Origin of the sequence: Burkholderia sp. 8Y, from assembly GCF_902506145.1 — a bacterium.
GTDB lineage: Bacteria > Pseudomonadota > Gammaproteobacteria > Burkholderiales > Burkholderiaceae > Caballeronia.
The window spans coordinates 16,041-42,906 of record NZ_LR733519.1 but is presented as its reverse complement, the minus strand read 5'-3'; the positions used below and the strand labels follow the sequence as shown (position 1 = coordinate 42,906).

Sequence of the window (26,866 nt, the reverse complement as noted above, 5' to 3'; positions counted from 1 at the left end):
TCAACACGTCGGACAACGGCACGACGAATATCTCGGGTAACTCGACCAATGGCAGCGGCGTGATCGACGACGGTTCGATCAACACCACGGACAACGGCACGACCAACATCTCGGGCAATTCGACCAACGGTGACGGCACGGACATCAACGGCTCGATCAATACGAGCGGTAACGGTTCGACCAATATCGACGGCAACTCGACCGAAGGCAACGGCACGTGGATCGAGCCGAACGCGACGATCAACACGTCGGACAACGGCACGACGAATATCTCGGGCAACTCGACCAATGGCTCTGGCGTGATCGACGATGGCACGATCAACACCACGGACAACGGCACGACGAACATCTCGGGCAATTCGACCAACGGTGACGGCACGGACATCAACGGTTCGGTGAATACCGACGGTAATGGTTCGACCAACATCGACGGTAACTCGACCGATGGCAACGGCACGTGGATCGAGCCGAACGCGACGATCAACACGACCGACAACGGCACGACGAATATCTCGGGTAACTCGACCAATGGCTCTGGCGTGATCGACGATGGCACGATCAACACCACGGACAATGGCACGACCAACATCTCGGGCAATTCGACCAACGGCCAGGGCGTGATCGACGACAACGGCACGTTCAACACCGACGGCAACGGTACGGTCAACGTGATCGACAACGGCGTAATCATCCATACAGGTGGTGACAACACGGACAATAACGGTTCCGATAACGGCGGTGCCAACGGCGGCGATAACGGCGGTACCAACGGCGGCGGCAACGGCGGCAACGGCAACAGCACGGACAACGGTGGCAACACCGATGCCCACGGCAGCTCGGGCAGTTCGGCGGGCGGCACGGCGGCGGGCGTCGTTGGCGGGCTGGCGCTGGCGGGCGGTCTGTCGTACCTGATCTATGAAAACGCGATGCACATGTATCTGGATCAGGCACAACCGCTGACGCTGGAACTGGGCGATGCGGCTTTCTGGGCCGATGCAACCGTGCAGCAAGTGTCGATCGACCTGACCACGGACACGGCTGATGTCGATCTGCTGACCCGCGCAGGCGTGCTCTCGCGCCACATGACGTACCGTGACGGCGCGGACGGCGTGAAGCACTACACGTTCGAGGACGATAAGAAGCAGACCAAAGCGGACCTGTCGGTGAACATGCAGACGCGTGAGTACTTCTACACGGAGAGCGGCATGCAGGACGGCAAGCCGTACGTCGTCAAGTCGCATGGCTGGCTCAAGCCGGGCATGGCGGTTCTTCAAGGGAACCCGAACGCGGCGACTGCAGCAATCAAGGCCTGATGAAGCGCACGACGAGCAGCTAGCACGCTCGTCGTGTGTCTGATACAGACGCAATTTCAAGCCCGGCCTTCGCGCCGGGCTTTTTCGTGCGTGCTCGCGACATTCGCACAGAGCAAATTAGAACTTCTTCTATTCGTCAGCTTCCGTCGAAACCTTAATCTTCTATTCGTCAGCGCCAGAGCGAATACGAGCAGCAACGAAACGTCAGTCAGCGGCGCGTTGAAACAATCGACCAGGAACCGAAACATGAAATTCAGCATCGCAAAGTTCGAACACCACTGCTATCGCCGCGAATACGAAAAGGCGGGCCGCATGCTGCTCGAGCTGCTCAACAAGATCGATCAGAACTACGGCGTTCTCATGGACATCGATACGTGGGCGCAGTCGGTGGAAGCGCGCGACATCATGGACGATCATCTGCTCACGCGCCTCGCCTCCGCGATCACCGCGCTGGCCTCGGATCCGAAATTCACCATTTCCGATCACGGCATCGGCAAACTGATGCTGTTTCAGCGATGGCTCGCCGCGCTGTTCGCCGCAAGCTCGTTCCGCAACGCGGACCACGTCCTCCGCTCGTTCAGCGTCAATGAGGAATCGCGCAACTCGCTCGAATTGCGCAACGCGGAATTCCGCAAGTTCCAGCTCTTCTATCTGCCGGAATCGGAAGTGCGCCTCGACTGGGACCTGCTCTGGAAGCACGACAAGGTGATGACGGCCAGCATGGCCACGACGATCATGTCGTCGCGCTTTCTCGCGACGCCTTCCGCGCACGCCAAACGCGAATTCCTGCTGCGCTGGCTGCCCGAGCGCCTCGCCGAAGTCGAAAGCCTCGATGTGCTGCCGATGGGCGTCTTCCACGACATGTACATGCATTGCAGCTACGCGGACTATCCGGGCAAGCACGACATCAAGAAGCCGATCAACGCACTCGTGCGCCGCAAGCTCGCGAGTCTCGGCATCCATGACGTCGAGCGCCGCGCGCAAGCCGTCAAGAAGGGCGAGAAGCCCGTGCTGCTCGTCGTGCTCGAGTGGTTCTCGAAGAATCATTCGATCTACCGCACGCATTCGCAGACCATCGTTGCGATGCGCGAAAAGTTTCATATCGTCGGCATGGGCTTCGATGGCCGTGTCGACGATGCAGGAAAGGCTGTGTTTCACGAATTCATTCCGCTGCAAGGCGGCAATGTCTGGGAGGTCGCCAAGCATGTTCGCCGGACGAGTGAAGAGCGCAATGCGCAGATGATGTACATGCCGAGCGTCGGCATGTTCCCGATCACCATGGTGCTCGCCTGTCTGCGTGTGGCGCCGCTGCAATTGATGGCGCTCGGTCATCCGGCGACGACGCACGGTCATGCAATGGACTATGTCGTCGTGGAAGAAGATTATGTCGGCGATGAAGCCTGCTTCAGCGAGACGCTGCTGAAGCTGCCCTCGGACGGCATGCCGTACCGCGCGCCCGCTGCGCTGCTGGAGCTCGAATTGCCGCCGAAGCAGCCGTCGGATGGCGTGGTGAAGATCGCTGTCGCCGGCACCACCATCAAGCAGAATCCGGGCTTTCTGAACACGTGCGCGGAGATTGCGCGTGAGTCCAAGGTGCCGGTGCATTTCCACTTCCTGATGGGGCAGGCCAACGGTCTCATCTTCCCGCAGGTGCGCAATCTCGTGCGCCGCCTGATGGGCGACAAGGCGACCGTGCACAAGCACCAGAACTACCACAGCTACATGAAGGTGATCGCCGGTTGCAATCTGTTCCTCAATCCGTTCCCGTTCGGCAATACGAACGGCATCGTGGATACCGTGTGGGCGGGACTCGTCGGCGTGTGCAAGACGGGGCGCGAAGTGCACGAGCATATCGACGAAGGCATGTTCCGCCGTCTCGGCTTCCCGGAATGGATGGTCACGAAGACGAACGACGAGTACAAGGCGTCGGCGCTGCGCCTGATCGAAAACGCCGACGAACGCAACGAACTCGCCGCGAAGCTGGCAGGACCGCAGGCCATCGAAAAGCTCATTTTCAAGGGGCGGCCGGAGATTCTCGGTGAACGCATGCAGGCGCTCTGGCAAGAGCAGCTGCGAAGCGCGACGAGCGTCAAGGCCGAGTCGGAGAACGCGGAGCCTGCCGAGGCTATCGCATAAGCATCCAGCGCGCTGACACGTCTCATCTGTCGAGAGCCCGGCCATCGTGCCGGGCTCTCTGCATTGGCGGTCCGCATTCGGGGTCCGAGCGTGCTCGAAAAGCGAAACGCACGCATCGAAACACAGCGTTTCTTGCTTGCTGGAAGGCACTTTAGAACTTGTTCTATTCGGATCGGACAAGCGAATCCTTAACCTTTGTTCTGAGGACGATACGCGAACAAAGGTCGATGAACCAGGCGCGACGTTCCAGCGTTCGGGTTCATAGCAAGGATACGTGCAATGTTGAAGATGAATGAGATTGCGGCAGCGGTCCGCCGCATGGTGTGTGTCGGATCGGTCGTGCTGGTCGGCGTGACGGGCGCCGAGCGCGCGGTGGCATCGGAAGTCACGGATGCAGAGGCGATCGTGCAGAAGGCGATGCCCGCCACGCAGGATGCAGCCGCGAGCGAGTCGCATCAAATGAACGAAGCGCAAGAAGCGCACGAAGCGCGCGCAAGCGTGAAGGTGGTTCCCGCCGAAGGCGCGGATGCGCTCCTCGTCAAGCAAATGCTCGACGCGGATATCAGGAAGCTGGGAGATGCGCCGCATTCGCTCAAGGAAGTCGATCACTGGTCCGACGTGCTCACGACGGCGCTGCGTCAGGGCGGCTTTCCGCTCGGTCAGGTGTTGATGACGGATGCCGACTGGCGCGCGGCGCAGAAGGGCGGGCAGGTGCAGTTCACGGTGTTTCCGGGGCGCATTCGCAAGATCGTCGTCAACAACAAGTCGCGCGTCGCGGATGCGCGCCTGCAACGGCTCGTCACCCATGCGCTGTGCGGCAGCGAAGGCGTGAGCGGCGTGTGCCTGCTGCGCACGTCGCGGCTCGAACGCGCGACGCAGTTGCTGCAAGACCTGCCGGGCGTCGCGCTCGATGGCGCACCGCGCTTCTCGCCGGGCGCGGCCACGGGAGACGTCGATGTCGTGTTCAACATCGCACAGCAAGGCAAGCCCGTCCGTGCGGACCTGATTCTCGACAACAAGGGTGTCGAGTCGACGGGTACGTATCGCGCGGGCGTGACGGCATCGGCGAACAATCTGTTCCATGCCGGCGACGCCTATGCGTTCACCATCACGAGCACGGACAAGAAGATGTGGACGGGCGCGTTGACCGGCAGCGCGCCGATTTTCGACGACGGCCTGCGCATGACCGGCGGCGTCACGCGTCAGCAGTACTTCATCAACGCAGGGACGCCGGTCAGGGGCGTGGCGACGACCGGACAAGCCGGCGTGCAGTATCCGTTCGCCCGTGGACTCGACGCGAATGTGTGGGGCGGTGTGTCGCTGCTGCACAGTCAGACTTCGACGGACCTCACGGATTACCACGAGACTACGCACAGCAAGCTCGATTCGCTGCAACTTTCATTGACCGCGGATAACGGCGAACGCGCCCGCGCGCTGCGCACCGATCTCGCGGCAGGGCAGATCGCGCTGACGCTCGGACATCAACGCAACGATGACCCGTCGGACCCGATCACGCAGCGCGCGGGCAACTACGCGAAGTTGAGCAGCACCGCGTTCGGCACGTATGCGCTCTCGAAGAGCGGCAACTTCTTTGTCTCGGGCCGCTTCACCGGTCAGCTTGCGAGCCGCAATCTCGATGCGAGCGAGAAGCTCTCGCTCGGCGGTCCGGATGCCGTGCGCGCCTACCGCGCCGACGAAGGTTCGGCCGATGAAGGCTTTGTCGCCAACGTGGGCCTGTATCAACGCATTCCGGTCGCCACGGGCCATCAAATCCAGTTGGGCCTTTTCAACGACTTCGCCTATGGACGCGTGAACCATTCGCCTTGGGACCGCTGGGAGAACACCTATCCCGGCGTCGACGGCGTGACCAACAACCGCGTGCTCGCGGGCTATGGCGTGAGCGTCGACTGGCTGACGCCGATCGGCGCAACGGTGTCCGCGTCCGTTTCGAGGCCGTATCGCTTCTCCGAAAGCTCATGGGTCGAGCCCGGCAAGAAGCCGACGCAGTACTGGCTCTCCGTCACCTGGAGCCATTGAGCTCGCGACCCGCTTAGGCGATGCCGGCGATCAACCCCATTTGCTGCAACAACCGGGACACAGCACCATGCAATTCAGCATCAATAAATTCGAGTACCTTTGCTATCGTCGTGAGAAGGAAGCCGCCGGCCGCGAGCTCTTGAAGTTGCTCGCACGAATCGACGCCAACTACGGCCTTCTGATGGACGTCGACAGCTGGGCGCAGTCCGGCGAAGCAAGCAATATCATGGACGATCACCTGCTGACGCGCATCACCTCGGCCATCACGGCGCTGATGAGCGATCCGGATTTTCGATTCTCGGAAGTCGGCATCCGTCAGACGCAGGTGTTTCAACGCTGGCTCGCGGGCCTGTTCGCCGCGAGCCCGTTCCGCAACGCCGATCACATTCTGCGTTCGCTCGGTCTCGACGAAGAGGCGCGCCACTCCGTGCAACTGCGCGCCGGCGACATGCGCAAGTTCCAATTGTTCTATACGCCCGAGTCCGAAGTGCGGCTCGACTGGGACGTGCTCTGGAATCACGACAAGGTCGCCACCGCGAGCCTCGCGACGACCATCATGTCGTCGCGCTTTCTCGGCACGCCTGCCGCGCATCAGAAGCGCGAAATGCTGCTGCGCTGGCTGCCGGACAAGCTGGACCAGATCGAAAGCATCGACGCGTTGCCGGTCGGCGTGCTGCACGACATGTACATGCATTGCAGCTATGCGGACCTGCCGGGCAAGCACGACATCAAGAAACCGATCAACACGCTGATTCACCGCAATCTCGCGAGCCTCGGCATTCACGATGTCGAGCGCCGCGCGCAAGCGGTGAAGAAAGGCGAAAAGCCGGTGCTTCTGGTGGTGCTCGAATGGTTCTCGAAGAATCACTCGATCTATCGCACGCATTCGCAAACGATGGTCGCGATGCGCGACAAGTTCCATCTGATCGGCATGGGTTATGAAGGCCGCGTCGATGAAGCGGGCCGCGACGTCTTTGACGAATTCATCGCACTCGACGGCGCGGACCTGTGGGACCACGCGCGCCAGGTGCGCGATGTCAGCGAAGCGCGTGGCGCTCAGGCCATGTATATGCCGAGCGTCGGCATGTTCCCGATCACGATGGTGCTCGCGTGCCTGCGCGTCGCGCCGCTTCAGATGATGGCGCTCGGTCATCCGGCCACCACGCACGGTCACGCGATGGACTACGTGGTCGTCGAAGAAGACTATGTCGGCGACGATGCCTGCTTCAGCGAGAAGCTGCTCAAGCTGCCGTCGGACGGCATGCCGTATCGTCCGCCCGCGGCAATGCTCGAGCTCGACTTGCCCAAGCGCAAGCGCCTCAAGGCCGATCCCGTGAAGATCGCGGTGGCGGGCACGACCATCAAGCTCAATCCGGGCTTCTTGCAGATGTGCGCCGACATTGCGCATGAAGCGCCGGTGCCCGTGGAGTTTCACTTCCTCGTCGGACAGGCGACGGGCCTCACTTTCCCGCAGGTGCGCAATCTCGTGCGCCGCCTGATGGGCGAGAAGGCCGTGGTCCACAAGCATCAGGACTACGCGAACTACATGAACGTGATTGCCGGATGCGACATGTTCCTCAATCCGTTCCCGTTCGGCAACACGAACGGCATCGTCGATACGGTGTGGGCAGGTCTGGTCGGCGTATGCAAGACCGGGCGGGAAGTGCACGAGCATATCGACGAAGGCATGTTCCGCCGTCTCGGTTTCCCCGAGTGGATGGTCGCGAAGACCAACGACGAGTACAAGGCGGCGGCGCTGCGTCTCATCGCGAACGAGAGCGAGCGGCGTGATCTGTCGCGCACGCTCGCGGGCAAGAAAGCCATCGAGAAGCTCATTTTCAAGGGCCGGCCGGAGATTTTGGGCGAGCGCATTCAGGCGCTCTTGAAGGACTTGTGTGCCGCTCGGGCGGCGACTGTGGCGACTGGGGCGGCTGCGGCTGTCGCTGCGAAGTGAGGCAAACATGAAGGAAACCAGCAAAGCAAGCCAGCGCCGTTCGCATGAACCCGCATTCGTCCAGCACTATTTCGTGGGCGACGGCCTCGATATCGGCGTAACGGATGATCCGCTTTCGTCTCATGCACACGTCTTTCCGCGCATGGGCAAGGTCACGTCGTGGGCCGCTGACAAGGGCGATCTCGCCTCGATGGACGGCGCGAGCGACGCGGGATTCGATTTCGTGCACGCGAGCCATGTGCTCGCCCGCCAGCAGAATCCGCACAAGGCGCTCGCGCGATGGCTCGATCTCGTCAAGCCGGGCGGTCATGTGGTCGTCACCGTGCCGGACGAAGACCTTTACGGCAAGGGCGTGTGGCCGAGCCGCTTCAACGGCGCGCACAAGGTGAGCTTCACCATTTACAAGGCCGAGAAGACGCTCCCGCGCTCGGTGAACGTGCTGGAACTCGTACAGGCGATGTCGCACGTGGCGGACTGCGAGCGCATCGCGCTCGTGCGCGACAGCTTCAACGCCGCGAGAGCGGACGCCGACCAGACCGCCGACAGCAACGCCGAGTGCGTGATCGAACTCGTGCTGCGCAAGCGCGCCGTGCCAACAGCGCATGAGATGAAGCATGCGATGGAACACGCGCACAACGCGGCGGACGCCATCGCCGCGGCGCAGGCGGCGGTGCGTCAGTATCCGTATCGCTTCGACATCTATCACCGCGCGATGATGCAGTTCCTGCGCTGGGATGCGCCCGAACTCGCCGACGCCATCTGGAAGCAGTGCGTCGAGCGATTGCCGGGCGAGCATTTGCCGCGTCTTTACGAGGCGTTGCATCTGATCGCGCGCGGCAAGCTGAACGAAGGCTTCGCGTTGCGGGAAACGCTGATGGCGCCGTTGGGATGGAAGCGCCGCACCACCATGGAGCCCCCGCAAAACGTGCCGCAGTGGAAGGGCGAATCGTTGAGCGGCAAGTCGATCGCCATCTGGAGCGAGTTCGGCCTGGGGGACGAGATCTTTTTCCTGCGCTTTTCGAAGATCTTCCGCGAGAAGTGCGGCGCGAAGCGTGTGGTCGTCGTGTGTCAGGCGCCGCTCGTCGAACTTTACGAGGCGTCGCTCGGCGCGGGCGATGTCGTCAATGCGCAGCACGCCGCGAACATGACGGGCATCGACTACTGGGTGTTTCCGCACGCCATACCGGCGCATATGCCGCTCGAACTCGACGCGCTGCCGCGCGCGGTGCCTTATCTGCGCGCGCCCGCAGCCGTTGCGTCGAAGCTGCCCGATGTCGCGCCGGGCAAGCTGAAGGTCGGCGTCGTATTCAAGGGCAACCCGACGCACGAGAACGATGGCCACCGCTCGCTGCCGTCGCTTGCCGTGCTGAACGATCTGCTCGGGATGGACGGTATCGAATTCTTCAGTCTGCAAAAGGGCGCGGGCGCCGACGAAGCGGCACGGTACGCAACCGAGCGCGCCAATTTCCACGACGTGGGCGCACGCCTCAATACGATGGCGGAAACGGCGAGCGCCATCGCGGCACTGGACCTCGTGCTGACCGTGGATACGTCGGTCGCGCACGTCGCGGGCGCCATGGGCAAGCCGGTGTGGCTGATGTTGCCCGCCTACGGCGACTGGCGCTGGCATTACACGCGGGAAGACAGTCCGTGGTATCCGAGCATGCGCCTCTTTCGCCGCCGCTTCGGTGGCGACTGGGCGGAAGTCGTCGCGCGCATCGGCGGCCACTTGCGATATCAACGGGCGATGCAGGCCCCGGCCGCAAGCGCGTGATGAAACGCCCTTCGCCGCGCCAGGTGTTCGTGACGTTCATCGGCAGCTTCGTGCTTGCATTGGGCGTGCTGCTCGCCGCGTCGAACGTGTTGCGAGACTCGTGCAGCGGCTGTGCGGCGCCACAGCGCGCGTTGATCGTGATTGCGGCGGCGACGTGCATCGTCGTGGCGCGGCCCGCGTTGAGAACGGAGCGCCGCCGCGCGAGCCGCTCGATGTTCGCCTCGGAGCCGGACATCGACGCCCTCTTCATCGGCCGATTGATGGGGCTCGCGCTCGGCGTGATGGCTTTTCTTTGGTTCGGCATGTCGTTGCGCTGAACCGGCGAGCCTGTGTCAACGAATCGAAATCCGTCTATATCGCGCGAGGCTGCGGGCGCGTGAAAATGTAAGCGACCTGCGATGTCCGGGAAAGCTTGCCCGCGCGTGCAATGCATGGCGCGTTCAATCACAAGGGAGTCATCCCGCCCGGACCTCCGGTTCTTGTTCGACCCCGTTCGCCGCCTTACCCGGGCGGTTTTTTTTTGCTGGAGAAAACGGCTCGACGAGCGAAACAGTGCGTCTGCCTCGTTGCTGCACGTTATCGACATTGTTCGATATATCGCGCGACAACGTTTGACTAGAGTCATGGGATTGATGCTACAGGGGATGGACGCGAGCCATGTATGCAGCGTGTCGGCGATGGCTCCGTTCATTCGCAGACGCACCGCATAGGCGAAGCGGCCGCCTCACCGGCTGCCAGCCGCATTCCTAGACAGGTGCTCACATGTTCGTTTCAGATTCGATCAGCCAGGCCTTTCGCAAGTGTTGTGAAGCAGTGGGAATCGCGTCGACGTTCCTGGTGCCCGCGTTCTTCGCCATGTCGTTCGTCATACTCGCGGTGCTGTGCGTGGGTATGTCGGAGTCCATATTAAATATAACGATTGCAGTCGTGTTCATCGTGGCGATGCTCGTGATTACCGGCATGCTGTTAGCCGAGAGCCGGAAGTACAAAAAACGCGGAAAGTCACATGTTACGTCGATGCCGCTCTGTCGCCTGATTGAGCCCGCGCCGCAGGACGATGAACGCCCCCTTGCGAACAGCGAACAATGCGACTGTATCGAGCCGCGTTGCCGCCTGTGCCGTAGCGGCGGCCGGCGCCTGCGCCTCGGCTGCCTGACCCCTGGAGCCCACTGTGAAGACAGGAATGAATAGCGTCCCATCGGACCAGACCGCGCTTGCGCACGCGCCGTCCCCCGTCTTTCAATGCGAATGCCCTTATCCTAAAATAACTACAGGGCATCTCTGCCCGCTGGGGAGACGTGATGATGAAACAGTCGGTTCGTCTGTTGCTCCAATCGCGCCGGGCAGCGAGTCCATTTCGTTTCTCGAAGCACCTGTCCAACACGCCGGCAACGGTGTGCTCATGAAGGGACACACGGGTCCCATCCGCGTGGTGCTGGCCGATGACCACCCCATCGTTCTTCTGGCCGTGTCCGACCAGTTCTCCAAGCTTCCCGGCTTCACGATCACCGGCACGGTGAACTCCGGCGCGGAACTGATCCGCGTGCTCGACAAAGCGCCTGCCGATCTCATCATTACCGATCTCGTGATGCAGGGCGACGAGGAAGTCGAACTCGATGGCTTGCGGCTCGTGAGCAAGCTGCGCCGCTCGTATCCGGATATTCCGCTCGTCGTGCTCACCATGATGACGAGCGGCGGCATGTTCCATGAGCTCTGCAAGCTCGGCGTCGCCGCTATCGTGAGCAAGGAAGAGCCCGCGAGCGAACTGGCGCAGATCAGCATGCGCGCGCTTTCCACGAAGGAAACGATCTTCTCGCCGAAGATCCAGCATCGTCTCGCGCGGGAAGGGTCCACGACAAAAGACCTCGCCCGCGAACAGCCGCTTTCGCCGCGCGAGCTGGAAGTGGTGCGCCTCTTCGCGCAGGGGCTCTCGGTCACAGAGATCGCGCGCACGCTCAACCGCTCGGTGCCGACGGTCGCGACCCAGAAACGCTCCGCCATGCGCAAGCTGCATGTCGAGAATCACGTGGACCTCGTCAAATACGCCGCGAAAACAGGGTTAGCCTGATGGAGCGTTTTTTCGCCGCATCGCAGAATTCCCCTCTGCAAATGCTGCGGATGCTCGAAAGCAACCTGAAGCGCGAGCGGCGCATCTTCGCGATTGCCGTGGGGTTGCTGATCTTCGCGGCGCTGTGCGGCGCGACGGCCACCGCGTTCTTCATGTTGAACTCGACGTTGAAGACCGAGGCCGAGTTCGCGCAGACGGCCATGCGCGGCGTGAACGTCAGCGTATTCAGCCGATACAACATGCTCACGCCGGGCAGCCTGCTGCTGGAAGTGGGCGCGCTGCCTCCGGAAAACAGCGTGCCGGAGCCGCGAGGCAAGCCCCAGTGCCAGGCGTATCCATCGGGCCCGGAGGACGAGGCGCTCTCCGCCGCATGCGAGGCAGCGCGTCAGATGATCCCCGAGGAAAGCACGCCGCCCATCCTGCAGTACGCGAGGTTCGACGGTAGTGCGTCCCACGGTTTCGCGTTTTTCGAGGGCACCGACAACAAGGTCGCGCCGCCCGAGAGGCTGTCCGCACTCACGGATCTGGCGAAAATCTTCATGCGCACGCGCGGCATCGCGCCGCTCGACGCCGCCCGCGCCCGGCGCGTCATGTGGTTCATCGCGCCGGCGTCGATCGGATTCGCGACGCCGACGGTCATCATGTTCATGGTGGTCGCGCGAAACAACGAGCCTTTCGGACTCGTGTACACGCGCGTCTCGCTTCAGGGGGCGCTGGAGGCCGCGACGCCGATATCGATGGAATCGCAGATGGCCATCATGGACGACGGGAATCACGTGCTGGCCGGCGACGACACGGTTTATGTGCGAACCATCAACGCGCAGCTCGCGAAAGCGCAACCGGGCGTGTTCCATTGGACGCCCGGTCACGGCTGGGGCGCACGGCTCGACACGCTCGCGCTAGGCATCGGGCATATCGTCGTGGGGCTGCCGGTCGCGACCGAACTGTCCTCGAAGCGCATCCAGTTGTCCATTCTGACGACCGTCACCGGGGCGCTCATCGCCATGCTGCTCGCGATGTACCGCTACTGGAATTTCCGCTTCCTCACGCGCTCGTACGAGCAGGCGTGCCGCGCGGTCGAAGGCGAGATACTCAATCACCTGCTCGTGCATGCGACGCCCGTGGGTCTGTGCATCGCGCTGAAGGAAGACCTGCATGTGATCGCGGCCAATCAGGTCGCGCGCTCGCTGTTCGATCTGACCGACGCGTCCATGCGCCTGCCGGCCGGTCTCTGCGAAGCGTTTCGCGCGCACGGCATCGCGCCGGCGAAAGAGGGCCCCGACGCGACCATCCGGCAGCTTCACTACACGCTCGACAAACCGGATGCCGGGACGCTGCATCTGAAGGTGTCGTACGCGTCGGCGGTCGTCAACAAAACCGACGTGCTGTTCTGCGCGATCGCCGACATCACCGAGCACCGCGAAGTGGAACGGCTGCTGCGCGACGCGAAGGAAAGCAGCGACGCCGCCGCGAAAGCCAAGCTCAGCTTTTTCGCCTCGATGAGCCACGAGATCCGCACGCCGCTTTCGTCGCTCGTCGGCAATCTGGAGCTCGTCGCGCTCGGACCGCTCGCCGCCGAACAGGAAGCCCGCGTTCACGCGATGCAGGCGTCGGCGAGCGCGCTCTTGCAGGTCGTCAACGATGTCCTCGATTTCTCGAAGATGGATATCGGCGAAATGCGGCTTTCGGAGGAATGGAGCTCGGTACGCGAGCTCGTCGTCCGCGCGATTGTCGCCCATGCGCCGCTCGCGAACCGGCAGGGCTTGCGCCTTTTCGTGGTGATCGACCGTTCCTGCCCCGCGAAGCTGTTCTTCGATCCGATTCGCGTCTCGCAGATCGTCAACAACCTGCTCGGCAACGCGCTCAAGTTCACGTATTCCGGAAAGGTCGTGGTGCGCGCGCGATGGGTGAACGACGCGCTGGAACTCAGCGTCGCGGATTCGGGCATCGGCATTCCGGCGTCGCAGCGCGAGACGCTCTTTCAGCCGTTCATGCAGGGAGACGCGCACCGTCTCACGCAGGCGCGCGGAACGGGGCTCGGCTTGTCCATCTGCGTGCGGCTTTGCCAGCTGATGAAGGGCCGCATCTCGCTCGACAGCACCGAAGGCGTCGGCACGCGCATTCAGGTCACGCTGCCGCTCGCCGTGGACGCATCGGCGAAAAGCGACGATGCCGCCGGGCTCGACGGCAAGCCGGCCATTCTGTGCCGCGCGAGCGAGTATCGCGAATGGTTCGAGAATGTGTACGACCCGGACCGCAGTTCCGTCACCTATCTGAACCATGCCGATCCGGCGCTCGCGGAAGGCTGCGAGTATCTGATCGCCACCGACGAGTTCACCGAACAGGACATTCAGGCCGCGTGGAAAGACCCGGCGCGCGTCATCCGCATGACGCAGGACGGCCCGCTCGTGCCGGTGCATTGGGGCGACGGCGTGCTGGAAGTGAGCATCTTCAGTCTCAAGGGATTCAAGGATGCGATCGCGACCATCAAGGGACGGCAACGCGCGGCGTCGCTGCCGGGCGCCCAGGACGCGCTCGCGCTGCCGGCTGCGCGCAAGACGGGGCCGACTGTCGTGATCGCGGAGGACAACCGGCTCAATCGCGGGCTCTTGCGCGATCAGCTCCTGACGCTCGGCGCGTCCGTGCTGGAAGCGCACGACGGCGAGGAGGCGCTCGATCTGTTGCGCAAGCATCGCGTGGATTTGGTGCTGACCGACATGGACATGCCGAAGATGTCCGGCGCGGAGTTGCTCGTCGCCGCGCGCGCGCTGAATCCCGCCATGCGTATCTACGCGATCAGCGCGAGCGCCAGCGCGCAGGACGTCGAACGCGGTCGCGCGCGCGGCTTCACCGATTATCTGACCAAGCCCGTTCCGCTCGCAGTGCTGGCCGGCGTGTTGCAGACGGCCGGCGCGGATGCGGGGAACGCCGTTCACGAAGCCGACGCGCGCAACGAGAGCGACGAGCGCGAATCAGCGGAGCACGACGATCTCCCTCCGCGCTTCCCGCCCATTCCCGCGGCCTACATGCCCGATCTCGCCGGACAGATCGACGAGGACATCGTCGCGCTCGACGACATCACAAAGAACAAGGACGCGCGCAAGCTGCGCCGCTGGGCGCACAAGCTCGCGGGCGGGCTGACGGTGCTCGGTCCGTCGATGCTCTACGACCAGTGCCAGGAACTGCGCGCGTTGCTGAGGGAATCGGAAAGCTGGGTGGAAGACGTCGACACGTTCAGCGCGCTCATTCGCGCTGACCTGATCGAGCTTCGCGACATGCTGCATGCGGCGCTCGATCCGCACGGCCGATAGCGAGGCGTGGTCACATGCGATGCGCAGGCGCGCCGGCCGCTTCGAGTTCCTCACGGGCCGCGAGCGCGTCGTCTTCCGAGAAGCGGTATTCACCGCGGGCTGTTGTCTTCACTTCGTACAGCGCGATGTCGGCCCGCTTGAGCGCGCGCTCGAACGATTCGCCCGGCTTCGCGAGCGCAATGCCGATGCTCACGTCCACTTTCACGACGATGCCCGCGTCCAGTTCGTAAGGCAGCGACAGATCGCGCACGATGCGCCGCGCGAACGCGATGCTCGCCGCGTCCGCGAAGCAGGTCGCGACAAGGGCGAACTCGTCGCCGCCCAGACGCGCCGCGAGTTCGCCGCGCCGCATCGCGTTGCGCAGACGGTCCGCGACGTGCCGCAGCAGTTCGTCGCCCGCGTTGTGGCCGTGCGAATCGTTGACGTGCTTGAAGCCGTCGAGATCGACGTACATCACCATCACCTTTTCGCGATTCGCGCTGCCGGCCATCAGGCGTTCGGCGTGGTCGCTCAGATAGCGCCGGTTCGGCAGGCCGGTGAGGGAGTCGTGATGCGCCCAGTGCAGAATCTTCGCTTCCGCGCGGCGGCGCTCCGTCACGTTTTCGACGATGATCACGGCGCTTGCGTCCGGCACCGGATTGCGGCTCAGTTCGAGCTGGCGGCCATCGGGCAGCGCCACATCGAGCGTGGCGTGGCCGTCCTTCAGCCATTGCGCGCAGCGGCTCGTCAGCTTGCCGCGCACGGCTTCGCCATGCTGCGCGAGCGCCAGATAGCCGATGAACTCGGGCAGCGGCACGCCCAGGCGCAGCATGTCGGCGGTCGCGCCGAAGAGTTCGGCCACCTTTCGATTCGCGATGACAACCGTGCCTGTGGCGTCGATCGTGCAGAGGCCGTGCGGCATGTGCGCGAGCGCGGCGTCGAAGCGCGCGGCCAGTTCGGCGTGCTCCTCTTCGGCGGTCATCAGCGCGACGAGGTTGCGGTAGTGGCGGCGCACGACGACGCTCATCGCGGCGATATAGACGATGAGCGGCGGCACGAGCATCCAGTAACCAGCGGGGCCGAAGAGCGCGCCTACGCCAATCGGCAGGCTGCCGGCGCAGATCTGCGAGACCGCGAGATGCGGCACGCCCGCGTTGCGCGACGCGATCCCGCCGAGCATCCCCGCCGTCACCATGATGGCGAGCGAGGCGAGCATGGCGTCGCCGGACGTGACGCAGGCCATTGCGCCCAGTCCGGTCAGGCCGCAGGCGACGAGCCCGAATGGCGCATAGCGCCGCGCCCACGGCTCGGGCTGTGGCGCTTGCCGTCGACGCGCGGCGCGATAGCGATACACGACCGCCACGCGCGCAAGGAGCAGCAGCGCGTCCGCGAGGAGCCACGCGACGGTCCAAGGCGTATGCACGCGCACGAGCGCCACCAGCGCGACGAACGCCGTCGAGCCGGCCGCGAGCAACAGCGGGCGGATGTCGTCGAGAAGAGTCAGGAGCAGGGAGGAGCGCATGCCGGACGTGATGCGCCCGTCGTCCGTTGCCGGCGTCGCCAGAAGGGAATCGAGCAAGGACGAGGAGCCTGACATGCGGATGACCGGCGGACCGGAAAGAAACGGAGAAGGGTTCGGTGAAGCGCGGGCGGCCGGCGCGGACCGTCATACAAGGGTTTACGGCAACAGGCGGCAAAACTGAATGCGTGTCGGCGGGCGCTATTGTCATCGCGCGAGCCGGCATTCAGAATCTGCGAATCCCCGAGCCGCTAGTTTTCAATCAAGGACACACCATGGCAAAGATCCTGACGCTGCACGGCGTCAACCTCAACATGTTCGGCAAGCGCGATCCCAAGCAGTACGGCACCGCCACGCTCGCCCAGATCGACGAGCAACTCGCCGCGCTCGGCAAGGAGCTGGGCGTCGAAGTCGAGTGCTATCAGACCAATATCGAAGGCGAGATGTGCTCGCGCATCCATCAGGCGTTCACCGAGAACATCGACGCGGTCATCATCAATGCGGGCGCATGGACGCATTACAGCTATGGCATCCGCGACGCGCTCGCCATTCTGACCGCGCCCGTGATCGAGGTGCATATGTCGAACGTCCATGCACGGGAAGCGTTCCGGCACGTGTCCGTCTTCTCCGAAGTCGTGAAGGGGCAAATCTGCGGCTTCGGCGTGGAAAGCTATCTGCTGGGACTGCGCGCGGCGGTATCGGCGATCAGATGATGCCGCGTCTCACCGCGCGTTCAGTCGTCATGCGCGTTTAGGCTGCGCGGCTCACGTCCTTCACGGAGGCGGCGTTGCGCGCGCGGCTCTGGACCGGCACCGGCTTCTGGTCGCGCAGCGTCGCGCCACGGATGAACAGCACGGCGAAGATGGCGCAAACGGTCCAGACGGCGGCGATGATGGTCAAGTAGTTCATTTTCGTGTTCCCGATTCGGTGCGTGTTCTCTGTGCTCAGGCTTGCGCGACGGGCATCGCGAGCAGGCGGCCGATCAGCCGTTGCGCGATTGCGTGCTGCTCGGCGAGCGTCGCGGCCGCGTCGGCGCCGGCGTGCGTGCGCACCTGAACGGCGAGGCGCATCACGTTGTCCGATGCCGTCTGCAATTCGGCGAGCAGGTCGGCTTCCAGAGCCGCCATGCCGGCTTCTGAGTCGGCTTGAGAGTCGATCGCGCCGAGAATCCCCGTTTGCTGCGGCCTGCCATTCGTTTGCATCGTCTGGAACATGTTCGCTTCCCCGTGAGTGGATGAACCAATTCTGCGCGGCGAGCGTCCGAATCAATCCTCCGAAAAAGACCTGATTCCGGCCTCAGTTTGAGTTCTTGGCGACGCGGCCTCGGGCCGCGCAAACGCACGCAGTCCGCCCGGCAAGGGTTTGCGGGCGGCGGGGCGGTAAAATCGCGTGTTTTTTCCGTGCGCCGCCAAGGGCGGATCGGCGAACGCGGGCGCCGCGCGCCGGCTCGTCGGACGAAAAAACAACACTTCTCGCGCTTTCCGGCACGCAGCGCCAAGGCGGCGCGTTTTTTCGCAGTTCAGGCAGACATCGACAATGGCATCGAGCAACAACCCGGCAGTAGCGCAGCACGACACCCTCAGGCGCGGACTCAAGAGCCGCCATATCCAGTTGATCGCGCTGGGCGGCGCCATCGGCACCGGGCTTTTTCTGGGCGTCGCGCAGACCATCAAGCTCGCCGGGCCGTCCGTGCTGCTCGGCTACGCGATCGCCGGGGTGATGGCGTTTTTCATCATGCGGCAGTTGGGGGAAATGGTCGTGGACGAGCCCGTGGCCGGCTCGTTCAGCCACTTCGCCGACAAATACTGGGGGCACGCCGCCGGCTTTGTCTCCGGCTGGAACTACTGGGCCGTGTATATCCTCGTGAGCATGGCGGAGCTTTCGGCCGTGGGCATCTACATGCAGTACTGGTGGCCGGCGCTGCCTGCGTGGGTATCGGCGCTCGCGTGCTTCGCGATTGTCAACGCGATCAATCTCACGAGCGTGAAGTCATTCGGCGAGCTGGAATTCTGGTTCGCCATCGTGAAGGTCGCGGCGATCGTCGGCATGATCCTCTTCGGCGGCTATCTGCTCGCCTCGGGCCATGCGGGACCGCAAGCCAGCGTCACGAATCTCTGGCGGCTCGGCGGCTTCTTTCCGTACGGCGCGAGCGGACTCGTCATGTCGATGGCCGTCATCATGTTTTCGTTCGGCGGGCTGGAACTCGTCGGCATCACGGCGGCGGAAGCGGAGAACCCGTCGCGCAGCATTCCGCGCGCGACGAATCAGGTCATCTACCGCATTCTCATTTTCTATATCGGCGCGCTCGGCGTGCTGCTCTCGCTGTATCCGTGGGACAAGGTGGCCACCGGCGGCAGCCCGTTCGTGCTGATCTTCCGCGAGATGAACAGCACGGTCATTGCCAACGTGCTCAACGTGATCGTGCTGACGGCCGCGCTTTCCGTCTACAACAGCGGCGTGTATGCCAACAGCCGCATGCTGTACGGCCTCGCGCAGCAGGGCAACGCGCCGCGTGCGTTGCGCGGCGTGAGCGCGCGCGGCATTCCGCTCGCGGCGTTGTTCGTCTCGGCGATCGTCACGGCGGCGTGCGTGCTGATCAATTACTTCATTCCGGGCCGCGCGTTCGAACTGCTGATGGGCCTTGCGGTATCGGCGCTCGTCATCAACTGGGCGATGATCAGCATCATCCATTTGAAGTTTCGCCAGCATAAGCGCGAGCGCGGCGAGGCGACGTCGTTCCGGAGCCTCGGCTATCCATTTACCAATTATCTGTGCCTTGCGTTCGTCGCGGGCATCGTGTGGGTGATGTACGAGACGCCGGGCCTGCGGCTGTCCGTGTATCTCATCCCTATCTGGCTGGCGGTTCTCGGAATCGGCTACTATCTCAAAACCAGGGCCGACGCCGCCGGCAACCGACGCGGCGCGCCGTCCCGCTGATTTCTCGTCCTGCTTTTTCGTCCTGACTCACGTCCTGATACCGACACCATGTTCGAACATATCGATGCCTATCCCGGCGACCCGATTCTCTCGCTGAACGAAAACTTCCAGAAGGACCCGCGCACGAACAAGGTCAATCTGAGCATCGGCATCTATTTCGACGACGCCGGCCGTTTGCCCGTGATGCAGGCCGTGCGCGAAGCCGAACTGTCGATACTCCAAGAGCTCGGCCCGAAGCCGTATCTGCCGATGGCCGGGTTCGCGCATTACCGGGACGCGGTGCAGGCGCTCGTGTTCGGCGCGGGCAGTTCGGCGCGTGCCGAGGGCCGCATCGCGAGCGTGCAGACGCTCGGCGGCTCGGGCGCGCTGAAGGTCGGCGCGGACTTCATCAAGCGATACTTTCCGGCGTCGAAGGTGTGGGTGAGCGATCCGACGTGGGAGAACCATCGCTTCATCTTCGAGCGCGCGGGCTTCGACGTTCACACGTATCCGTATTACGACGAAGCCACCGGCGGCCTGCGTTTCGATGCGATGCTCGAAGCCATCGACGCGCTGCCGGCCAAGAGCGTCGTGCTCTTGCATGCGTGCTGCCACAATCCGACGGGCGTCGATCTCGACGAAGCGCAGTGGGTGCGCATCATCGACGTGCTGCAAAAGCGCGATCTCCTGCCGTTCGTCGACATGGCGTATCAGGGCTTCGGCTCGGGACTGGATGACGACGCGTTTGCCGTGCGCGAACTTGCGCGCCGCGGCGTGCCCGCGTTCATCGCGAATTCGTTTTCGAAGAATTTCTCGCTGTACGGCGAGCGTTGCGGCGGCCTGCATGTAATCTGCGACGATGCCGCAGAAGCCGACCGCGTGCTCGGTCAACTCACGAGCGCGGTGCGCGCGAACTACAGCAATCCGCCGACGCACGGCGCGAAGATCGTCACCAAGGTGCTGACGACGCCCGAACTCGCGCAATCGTGGAAAGAAGAGCTTGCCGCGATGTGCGAACGCATCGCGCGGATGCGTCGCGCGATTCACGACGGTCTGCGCGACCACGTGCGCGGCGAGGCGTTGTCGCGCTATATCAAGCAGCGCGGCATGTTCACGTACACGGGGCTGGAGGCGCCGCAAGTGGACCGTCTGCGCGAGGAATTCGGCGTGTATATCCTGCGCTCGGGGCGCATGTGCGTCGCGGGCCTGAACGAGAGCAATGTCCAGACTGTCGCCGATGCCATCGGCAAGGTGCTGGCGAAGTAAGGCATCGTTCGACGCATCGGTATCACAACGCGGGGCACGACAACACTTGCTGCGGCGGCAGCGTGCCCGGTCCCGCGTCCACTTTCGAGCCGCGCGGCGTCGAAACGAGCCGCACGCTGTTTTCTCCTGCATTCGCGAGCACGTATTGCTCCGCGCTCCCATCCGGCTGCCAGTACACGCGATACACCGCGCCATCCCGATAGATATGCAACGCGCCGTGCACGGCCTTGTCGCCCTGCGCGAGATCGGCGCGCGCGCCTTCCTGCAAGGTCAGCGCGTTGCCCGCCTCGCCTTGCAGCACGCCGCACGCGGCCGGGTCGGCGTGGGCGTGGGCGGACGCGAGAAGGGCCGCGCACAACAGCGCGTGGCGATGCGGCGAAATGTTCATTGGCGACGCCTCCGGGCATGAATCGGCCGTAGCTTGCAGCAAGTTGCGTGCAGGCGCGTGCGCCTGGCCGCGCGCGCGACGCGATTCGCTTCGCCGTCCCTGCGCGCGTGTGCTACCTTGAAAGAGCAGCGTTCGATGGTGGAGGGCGCCATGTCAGTGATCGCACCGGACGAAAAGGCGGCTTTCCTCGCGATTCTCGCGCGCCACCGGCTCGACGCGAGCGATTTCCTTGTGCAGGAGGCGGGCGAATCGGATGTCGTGGACGATGTCTATCCGCTGCAGGGGCACGTGAACATCGTGCGGCGCTCGACGCTCAAGGAGCGCGACTATCGCACGGGACACGGCACGGCATGGGTGACGGCGTTCGAGAAGGACCTCAATAAGGGCGCGTTCGGCTGAGTCCGCGCGCCGCGCATGTGTTTTCAACGCATCTTTCGAAGCGGAGCACACGATGAGACCGACCGACTTCACATCGTTCAAGGCGCACGTCGCCATGCTGCTCCGCGATCTCCCGCGCGGCATGACCGCCGATCTGACCGATGTGGCCGTTGCGTACTGGAACGGCAAGCAAGTGGTCGGCGCATATCTGCGCGACAACGGCTGCATCGACGAAGATTTCGATTTCGACGAGAACGCCTGGGGCGTCTGGCGCGACGAGTTCCTGCTCTGGTTCGACGCGCCGCGTTTCTCCGAGCGCGGCGATCTGAAAGCCGCGCTCGTCTCGGGAACGCATTCCGAGACGGTTCACGGCGGACGGTGGCCGCGTCCGCGCTGAACGGTTCGGCGCATCGCGTCGAAACATTGCCGTAAGCCGTTTCTTTCTCTTCCTCTGTCGCTCCCCCATCCGCGAACGGCACGTGCCTTGCTGCCGCATGCGCGTCGCAACGTCCGAACCACGGCCGATGACGGCCGCGTTCCGCCATTCTTCGTCAGGGAGGGTTGCAGCATGGCGAGTACCTCAAGACCTCATTCACTCACGTTCGGCACCGCCATTGCGTTCATCGTGATCGGCCTGGTGCTCGCGGCAGGCGGCGTGTATCTCGTGACGCTCAATGGATCGTGGTACTACGCGATCACCGGCGTGGCGATCGTGCTGACCGGGCTCTTGCTGCTCATCCGACGCCGCTCCGCGCTGCTCCTCTTCGCGCTCGTGCTGTTCGGCTCGACGATCTGGGCGGTGTTCGAAGCGCATCTGGATTTCTGGCAGCTTCTGCCGCGCTTGTGGATCTGGGTCTTGCTCGCCGTGTGGCTGCTGATTCCGTCCGTGCATCGCGGCGCGCTGTTCGGTCCGCTCGCCACCGCGCGCGAGGCGCGCGTGCCGCTCGCGGCGTCCATCGTGCTGGCCGTGCTGCTCGGCATCGGCACCTACTTCATGGATCCGCATGACCGCGCGGGCAGCATCGACGTGAACGTCGCCGCCGATCCGAACCAGCCCGATCAGAACGCGGCAACCGGACGTCAACCGGGCGACTGGATCGATTATGGCGGCTCGCCGCTCGCCCAGCGTTACGTGCCGCTCGCGCAGATAACGCCGCAGAATGTGCATCAGTTGAAGACGGCGTGGACGTTTCGCACCGGCGACATGCCCGGCCCCGACGATCCGACCGAAACCACCGACGAGAACACGCCGCTGAAAGTGGGCGATACGCTCTTTCTCTGCACGCCGCACAGCAAGGTTTTCGCACTCGATGCCGCCACGGGCAAGGAACGCTGGCATTTCGATCCGCAGATTCAGAGTCCGGTCGGGTTCAAGCACTGGGAGCACATGACCTGCCGGGGCGTCGCGTATTACGATCCGGCGATGCATGAGACTGCGGCTCAGGCCGCGCCTGGCGCGTCGGAGGCGGCGTCTGATTCGCAGGCTTCGGCGCCTGCGGCGACCACGGACGCCGCTGCGTCTGCGCCAGCCGCTTCGACCGATGCCGCTGCTTCGGCGCCCACGCAGGACGCTGCCTCAGCACCCACGCAGACCGCTGCTGCATCGGCGCCCGCGCAGACTGCTGCATCTGCGCCCACGCAGAACGCTGCTTCGGCGCCCGCTCAGACCGCTGCATCAGCACCCGCGCAGACCGCCGCACAACCCGCCGCGCCCTCGAACGAATGCCCGCGCCGCCTCTTTCTCCCGACCGCCGATGCGCGCCTGATCGCGCTCGACGCCGACACGGGCAAGCTCTGCAGCAGCTTCGGAAAGAACGGGACGATCGACTTGCGCACGAACATCGGGCCGTTCACGCCGGGCGGCTACTACTCGACCTCGCCGCCAGCCGTCGCGCGCAACCTCGTGATCGTCGGCGGCCACGTGACGGATAACGAATCGAACAACGAGCCGTCCGGCGTGATCCGCGCATATGACGTCAACGACGGTCATCTCGTCTGGAACTGGGATTCGGGCAACCCGGACGCCACCGAGCCGATCGCGCCCGGCGGGACGTACGTGCGCAACTCGCCGAACATGTGGTCCATGTTCAGCGTCGATGAAAAACGCGGCATGATCTATCTGCCAATGGGCAATCAGACGCCCGACCAATGGGGCGGCCAGCGCACGCAGCAGGCGGAGCGATTCGGCGCGGGCGTCGTCGCGCTGGATCTCGCGACCGGCAAGCTGCGCTGGAACTATCAGTTCACGCACCACGATCTCTGGGACATGGACGTGGGCGGCCAGCCGACGCTCGTCGATCTGCAAACCGCGCAGGGCATGCAGCCCGCGCTGATCGCATCGACCAAGCAGGGGAGCATTTACGTGTTGAACCGCGAAACCGGCCAGCCGATCGTTCCGATCAGCGAAGTGCCGGTGCCGCAGGGCGCGGCGCGAGGCGACCGCACGTCGCCGACGCAGGCCGTTTCCGCGCTGAACTTCAATCCGCCGCGCGTGCGCGAGGCGGACATGTGGGGCACGACGCCTTTCGATCAGCTTTGGTGCCGCATCGCGTTCAAGCGTCTGCGCTACGACGGGCCGTTCACGCCGCCGTCCGAGCAGGGCACGCTCGTGTTTCCGGGCAATTTCGGCGTGTTCGACTGGGGCGGCATTTCGGTCGATCCCGTGCGGCAGATTCTCATCGCGAATCCGGATTACATGGCGTTCACGTCGAAGCTGATTCCGCGCGAAAAGCTGGACGAACAGGCCGGCGAGAAGAAGGGCAGCGAGACGAGCGGCATCAAGCAGGCGCGCGGCACGCCGTTTGGTTTCGAGCTGAACGCGTTTTTGTCGCCGCTCGGCATTCCGTGCCAGGCGCCGCCGTGGGGTTATATCGCGGGTGTCGATTTGCGCACCGGCAAGATCGCGTGGCAGCACAAGAACGGCACGATCCGCGACAAGGCGCCGTTGCCGATCCCGATGCCGCTCGGCGTGCCGAGCCTGGGCGGAACGATCGTGACGGCGGGCGGCGTCGCGTTTCTGACAGGCACTCTCGACCAGTACGTGCGCGCCTACGACGTGCACAACGGCAACAAGCTCTGGGAAGCGCGTCTGCCGGCGGGCGGCCAGTCGACGCCGATGAGCTACGCCGACGCGAGCGGCAAGCAGTACGTCGTGGTGACGGCGGGCGGGCATGGTTCGCTCGGAACCAAGGCGGGGGATTACGTGATCGCTTACACGTTGCCGTGAGAAGCGAGACTGCGGGCGGCGGCGCGTGGCGCAGCCGCCCGCAGATGCGCTTACATCGCGCGGCGGCAGGCTTCGGCCATCAGCGCGCTGACATTGGCACGCGCCTTCAGTGCGTCACGAATGGCGTCAGCGATGATCGAAAAAAACGGGGCTACGATACCCATGGCGACTCCTTGAATCTGTGAATGCTAGGTTAACTACCTAGGTAGTAACCCGTATATTAGCACTTTTGATGCGACGCAGCAAACGACGCATCCGACAAGAGCTAGCCACCGTTCGAAAACGCGTCGTCGGACTGTGCGCGGCGGGCGATAATCGAGTGACATCGCGTGCTTGGCTGCGTCCGCAGAAGGAGAATGCACATGAGACGGCGTTTTTCAGGTCGCACAGTGCTCTCCCTGCTTGGCGCGGCGATGATCGCAACGGCGATTGTCGTCGGATGCAGCGGAGGCAGTTCTTCTTCGACGGGTTCGGTCGCGGCAGGCGGCGGCGCGCCGGCGGGCGCGTCGAGTCCCGCGGGGGCGTCGGCGGCGTCGGGCGCGAGCGCACCGGCAGGCGCTTCAGGCAGCGCCACCACGACGCAGCCGGTCACAAACCCGATGGACGTCGCGACCTACCACAACGACATCGCGCGCACCGGGCAGCAGCTTGCCGAATCCGTGCTCACGCCTGCGAACGTCAATTCGGCGACCTTCGGCAAGCTCGCCGTCTTCGCTTCCGACGGCCCCGTCGATGCCCAGCCGCTTTTTCTCGCCGCCGTGCCGATCGCAGGCGGCAAGCACAACGTGCTGTACGTCGCGACCGAGAACGCGAGCGTCTATGCCTTCGACGCCGACACCGGCGCGACGCTCTGGAAAGCGAGCACGCTTGCCAGCGGCGAGACGCCGAGCGACCAGCACGGCTGCCCACAGATCACGCCGACCATCGGCATCACGGCGACGCCGGTCATCGACCGCACGCGCGGCGCGATGTACGTCGTCGGCATGTCGAAGGATGGCGCGGGCCGCTATCACCAGCGCATTCATGCGCTCGACATCGCCACGGGCGCGGACCTGCTCGGCGGGCCGACGGAGATCGCGGCGTCGTATCCCGGCACCGGCGCGGGCAGCCAGAACGGGCGCGTCGCCTTCGATCCGGGCCAGTACGCGGAGCGCGCGTCGCTGCTGCTGCTCAATGGCGTCGTCTACACGTCGTGGACGTCGCATTGCGACATCATGCCTTACACCGGCTGGGTGATCGGCTACAACGCGGGCACGCTGCAACAGGCGAGCGTGCTGAACGTCACGCCCAACGGACAGATGGGCGCGATCTGGATGAGCGGCGCGGGCCTCGCGTCGGATGGCACGTCCATCTATTTCCTGGATGCGAACGGCACCTTCGACGCGACGCTCGACGGGCAGGGCATGCCGATTCACGGCGACTTCGGCAACGGCTTTCTGAAGCTCGGCGCGACGCCGACGCTCGCCGTCACCGATTACTTCCAGCCGTCGAACACGGTGCAGCAATCCAGCGCGGACGAAGATCTCGGTTCCGGCGGCGCGCTGGTGCTGCCCGATTTTCCCGATGCAAGCGGCACGACGCGCCATCTCGCGCTCGGCGCGGGCAAGAACTCGGTGATCTACGTGGTCGACCGCGATTCGATGGGCAAGTTCGATTCGAACGCGGATCACATCTATCAGGAGATCGTCGGGCAGATTCACGGGCCGGTGTTCGGCATGCCCGCGTATTTCAACCGGACGGTGTATTTCGGCGCGATCGGCGACAGCATCAAGGCGTTCACGATCACCGACGCGCGGCTCTCGTCCACGCCCGCGAGCCAGACGCCGAACAGCTTCGGCTCGCCGGGCGCGACGCCGAGTGTGTCGGCGAACGGCGCGGCCAACGGCATCGTGTGGGCGGCAGAGAACGGCACCATCGCGGCGCTGCACGCGTACGATGCAGCGAATCTCGCGCGGGAGCTTTACAACAGCAATCAGGCGGGCGCGCGCGATCAGTTCGGCCAGGGCAACAAGTTCATCACGCCGACCATCGCGAACGGCAAAGTGTACGTGGGCACGCGAAGCGGCGTCGGCGTGTTCGGGCTGCTTGCGCGATAGCTTCGTTCGCGGCATCGCGTGATTGAGAGAATTCGAATGAACGCATCGCAACGCATCGATCAGTTGATCGCCGGGCTGACGGACTGGCGTCGCGAGACGTTCGCCGGCGTGCGCAAGTGCATTCTCGAAGCGGACGCGGAGATCGTCGAGGAATGGAAGTACATGGGCAGCCCGGTGTGGTATCGCGACGGCATGATCGCGGTGGCTAACGCGCACAAGGGCAAGGTGAAGCTCACGTTCGCTCACGGCGCGATGCTGCCGGACCCCGACAAGCTGTTCAACGCAGGGCTGGAAGGGAACGCGCGACGCGCCATCGATTTCTTCGAGGGCGATACGGTCGATGCGACGCGGCTCACGCGTCTCGTGCGCGCTGCTATCGAGTTCAATCAGGCGAAAGTGAGGAAGTCGGGGAAGTGAACGCTGTTTGCGCCGGTTGTGTGGAAGCTTGTTAGTGAGCGGCGCGAGTTAAGTGTGAGATTGTTCGGAAACCGAATGAATGCATTCC

The 26,866-nt window shown here is 64.0% G+C and carries 21 protein-coding genes; 17 read left to right on the top strand and 4 right to left on the bottom strand.

Going from position 1 to position 26,866, the window contains the following annotated elements:
• Window positions 1-59 precede the first annotated feature (59 nt).
• The 9 genes from GV035_RS00165 to GV035_RS00125 all read left to right on the top strand — a co-directional run bounded on the left by GV035_RS00165 (window position 60) and on the right by GV035_RS00125 (window position 14,593).
• Window positions 60-1,313 carry a hypothetical protein gene (locus tag GV035_RS00165; protein WP_159832543.1) on the top strand — a complete coding sequence of 418 codons (1,254 nt, stop codon included), beginning with the start codon at window positions 60-62 and terminating at the stop codon, window positions 1,311-1,313.
• Window positions 1,314-1,559: 246 nt separating this feature from the next.
• On the top strand, window positions 1,560-3,449 hold the full coding sequence (locus GV035_RS00160) for a peptide transporter (protein ID WP_159832542.1): 1,890 nt from the start codon (window positions 1,560-1,562) through the stop codon (window positions 3,447-3,449).
• 279 nt (window positions 3,450-3,728) lie between these two features.
• Window positions 3,729-5,486, top strand: coding sequence for a ShlB/FhaC/HecB family hemolysin secretion/activation protein (locus GV035_RS00155; protein ID WP_236572361.1), 1,758 nt, complete (start codon window positions 3,729-3,731; stop codon window positions 5,484-5,486).
• 67 nt (window positions 5,487-5,553) lie between these two features.
• Complete coding sequence (locus tag GV035_RS00150; protein WP_159832541.1) at window positions 5,554-7,440, top strand: peptide transporter; 1,887 nt, start codon at window positions 5,554-5,556, stop codon at window positions 7,438-7,440.
• A gap of 7 nt (window positions 7,441-7,447) precedes the next feature.
• On the top strand, window positions 7,448-9,214 hold the full coding sequence (locus tag GV035_RS00145; RefSeq protein ID WP_159832540.1) for a methyltransferase domain-containing protein: 1,767 nt from the start codon (window positions 7,448-7,450) through the stop codon (window positions 9,212-9,214).
• Window positions 9,214-9,531 carry a hypothetical protein gene (locus tag GV035_RS00140; protein ID WP_159832539.1) on the top strand — a complete coding sequence of 106 codons (318 nt, stop codon included), beginning with the start codon at window positions 9,214-9,216 and terminating at the stop codon, window positions 9,529-9,531. The genes GV035_RS00145 and GV035_RS00140 overlap by 1 nt, the downstream gene beginning before the upstream one ends.
• Window positions 9,532-9,976: 445 nt before the next feature.
• Complete coding sequence (locus GV035_RS00135) at window positions 9,977-10,405, top strand: hypothetical protein (RefSeq protein ID WP_159832538.1); 429 nt, start codon at window positions 9,977-9,979, stop codon at window positions 10,403-10,405.
• A 211-nt stretch (window positions 10,406-10,616) separates the two neighbouring features.
• Entirely contained in the window at window positions 10,617-11,282 is a 666-nt protein-coding gene (locus tag GV035_RS00130) for a response regulator transcription factor (RefSeq protein WP_236572360.1), read from the top strand.
• A 50-nt stretch (window positions 11,283-11,332) separates the two neighbouring features.
• Window positions 11,333-14,593, top strand: coding sequence for an ATP-binding protein (locus GV035_RS00125; RefSeq protein WP_236572359.1), 3,261 nt, complete (start codon window positions 11,333-11,335; stop codon window positions 14,591-14,593).
• Between the two features lie 10 nt (window positions 14,594-14,603).
• Here the strand turns inward: GV035_RS00125 and GV035_RS00120 are convergent, their stop codons facing one another.
• On the bottom strand, window positions 14,604-16,169 hold the full coding sequence (locus GV035_RS00120) for a sensor domain-containing diguanylate cyclase (RefSeq protein WP_159832536.1): 1,566 nt from the start codon (window positions 16,167-16,169) through the stop codon (window positions 14,604-14,606).
• Between the two features lie 197 nt (window positions 16,170-16,366).
• Between GV035_RS00120 and aroQ the strand changes: the two genes are divergently transcribed.
• Window positions 16,367-16,804, top strand: coding sequence for a type II 3-dehydroquinate dehydratase (gene aroQ / locus GV035_RS00115; RefSeq protein ID WP_159832535.1), 438 nt, complete (start codon window positions 16,367-16,369; stop codon window positions 16,802-16,804).
• A gap of 37 nt (window positions 16,805-16,841) precedes the next feature.
• On the opposite strand, the gene GV035_RS28995 is transcribed toward aroQ, so the two are convergent.
• Both GV035_RS28995 and GV035_RS00110 read right to left on the bottom strand, forming a co-directional pair.
• The gene (locus tag GV035_RS28995; RefSeq protein WP_201303874.1) at window positions 16,842-17,000 is read right to left on the bottom strand and encodes a hypothetical protein; all 159 of its coding nucleotides are present in this window, start codon (window positions 16,998-17,000) and stop codon (window positions 16,842-16,844) included.
• Between the two features lie 35 nt (window positions 17,001-17,035).
• Window positions 17,036-17,305 carry a hypothetical protein gene (locus GV035_RS00110; RefSeq protein ID WP_159832534.1) on the bottom strand — a complete coding sequence of 90 codons (270 nt, stop codon included), beginning with the start codon at window positions 17,303-17,305 and terminating at the stop codon, window positions 17,036-17,038.
• A 322-nt stretch (window positions 17,306-17,627) separates the two neighbouring features.
• On the opposite strand from GV035_RS00110, the gene GV035_RS00105 reads away from it, so the two are divergent.
• Together GV035_RS00105 and GV035_RS00100 are read left to right on the top strand one after the other, a co-directional pair.
• Entirely contained in the window at window positions 17,628-19,028 is a 1,401-nt protein-coding gene (locus tag GV035_RS00105; protein WP_159832533.1) for an amino acid permease, read from the top strand.
• A 48-nt stretch (window positions 19,029-19,076) separates the two neighbouring features.
• The gene (locus GV035_RS00100; protein WP_159832532.1) at window positions 19,077-20,273 is read left to right on the top strand and encodes an amino acid aminotransferase; all 1,197 of its coding nucleotides are present in this window, start codon (window positions 19,077-19,079) and stop codon (window positions 20,271-20,273) included.
• 22 nt (window positions 20,274-20,295) lie between these two features.
• On the opposite strand, the gene GV035_RS00095 is transcribed toward GV035_RS00100, so the two are convergent.
• Complete coding sequence (locus GV035_RS00095) at window positions 20,296-20,661, bottom strand: hypothetical protein (protein WP_159832531.1); 366 nt, start codon at window positions 20,659-20,661, stop codon at window positions 20,296-20,298.
• A 150-nt stretch (window positions 20,662-20,811) separates the two neighbouring features.
• Here GV035_RS00095 and GV035_RS00090 point away from each other — a divergent pair, with 150 nt between their 5' ends.
• The 5 genes from GV035_RS00090 to GV035_RS00070 all read left to right on the top strand — a co-directional run bounded on the left by GV035_RS00090 (window position 20,812) and on the right by GV035_RS00070 (window position 26,778).
• On the top strand, window positions 20,812-21,060 hold the full coding sequence (locus GV035_RS00090) for a hypothetical protein (protein WP_159832530.1): 249 nt from the start codon (window positions 20,812-20,814) through the stop codon (window positions 21,058-21,060).
• A gap of 52 nt (window positions 21,061-21,112) precedes the next feature.
• A complete protein-coding gene (locus tag GV035_RS00085) occupies window positions 21,113-21,436 on the top strand; it encodes a hypothetical protein (protein WP_159832529.1) in 324 nt (107 codons plus the stop codon).
• A 171-nt stretch (window positions 21,437-21,607) separates the two neighbouring features.
• Window positions 21,608-24,265 (top strand): glucose/quinate/shikimate family membrane-bound PQQ-dependent dehydrogenase, encoded by a 2,658-nt coding sequence (locus GV035_RS00080; protein ID WP_159832528.1) that lies wholly within the window; start codon window positions 21,608-21,610, stop codon window positions 24,263-24,265.
• 362 nt (window positions 24,266-24,627) lie between these two features.
• The gene (locus GV035_RS00075; RefSeq protein WP_159832527.1) at window positions 24,628-26,361 is read left to right on the top strand and encodes an outer membrane protein assembly factor BamB family protein; all 1,734 of its coding nucleotides are present in this window, start codon (window positions 24,628-24,630) and stop codon (window positions 26,359-26,361) included.
• Window positions 26,362-26,397: 36 nt separating this feature from the next.
• The gene (locus GV035_RS00070; RefSeq protein WP_159832526.1) at window positions 26,398-26,778 is read left to right on the top strand and encodes a DUF1801 domain-containing protein; all 381 of its coding nucleotides are present in this window, start codon (window positions 26,398-26,400) and stop codon (window positions 26,776-26,778) included.
• The last annotated feature ends 88 nt before the right edge of the window (window positions 26,779-26,866 follow it).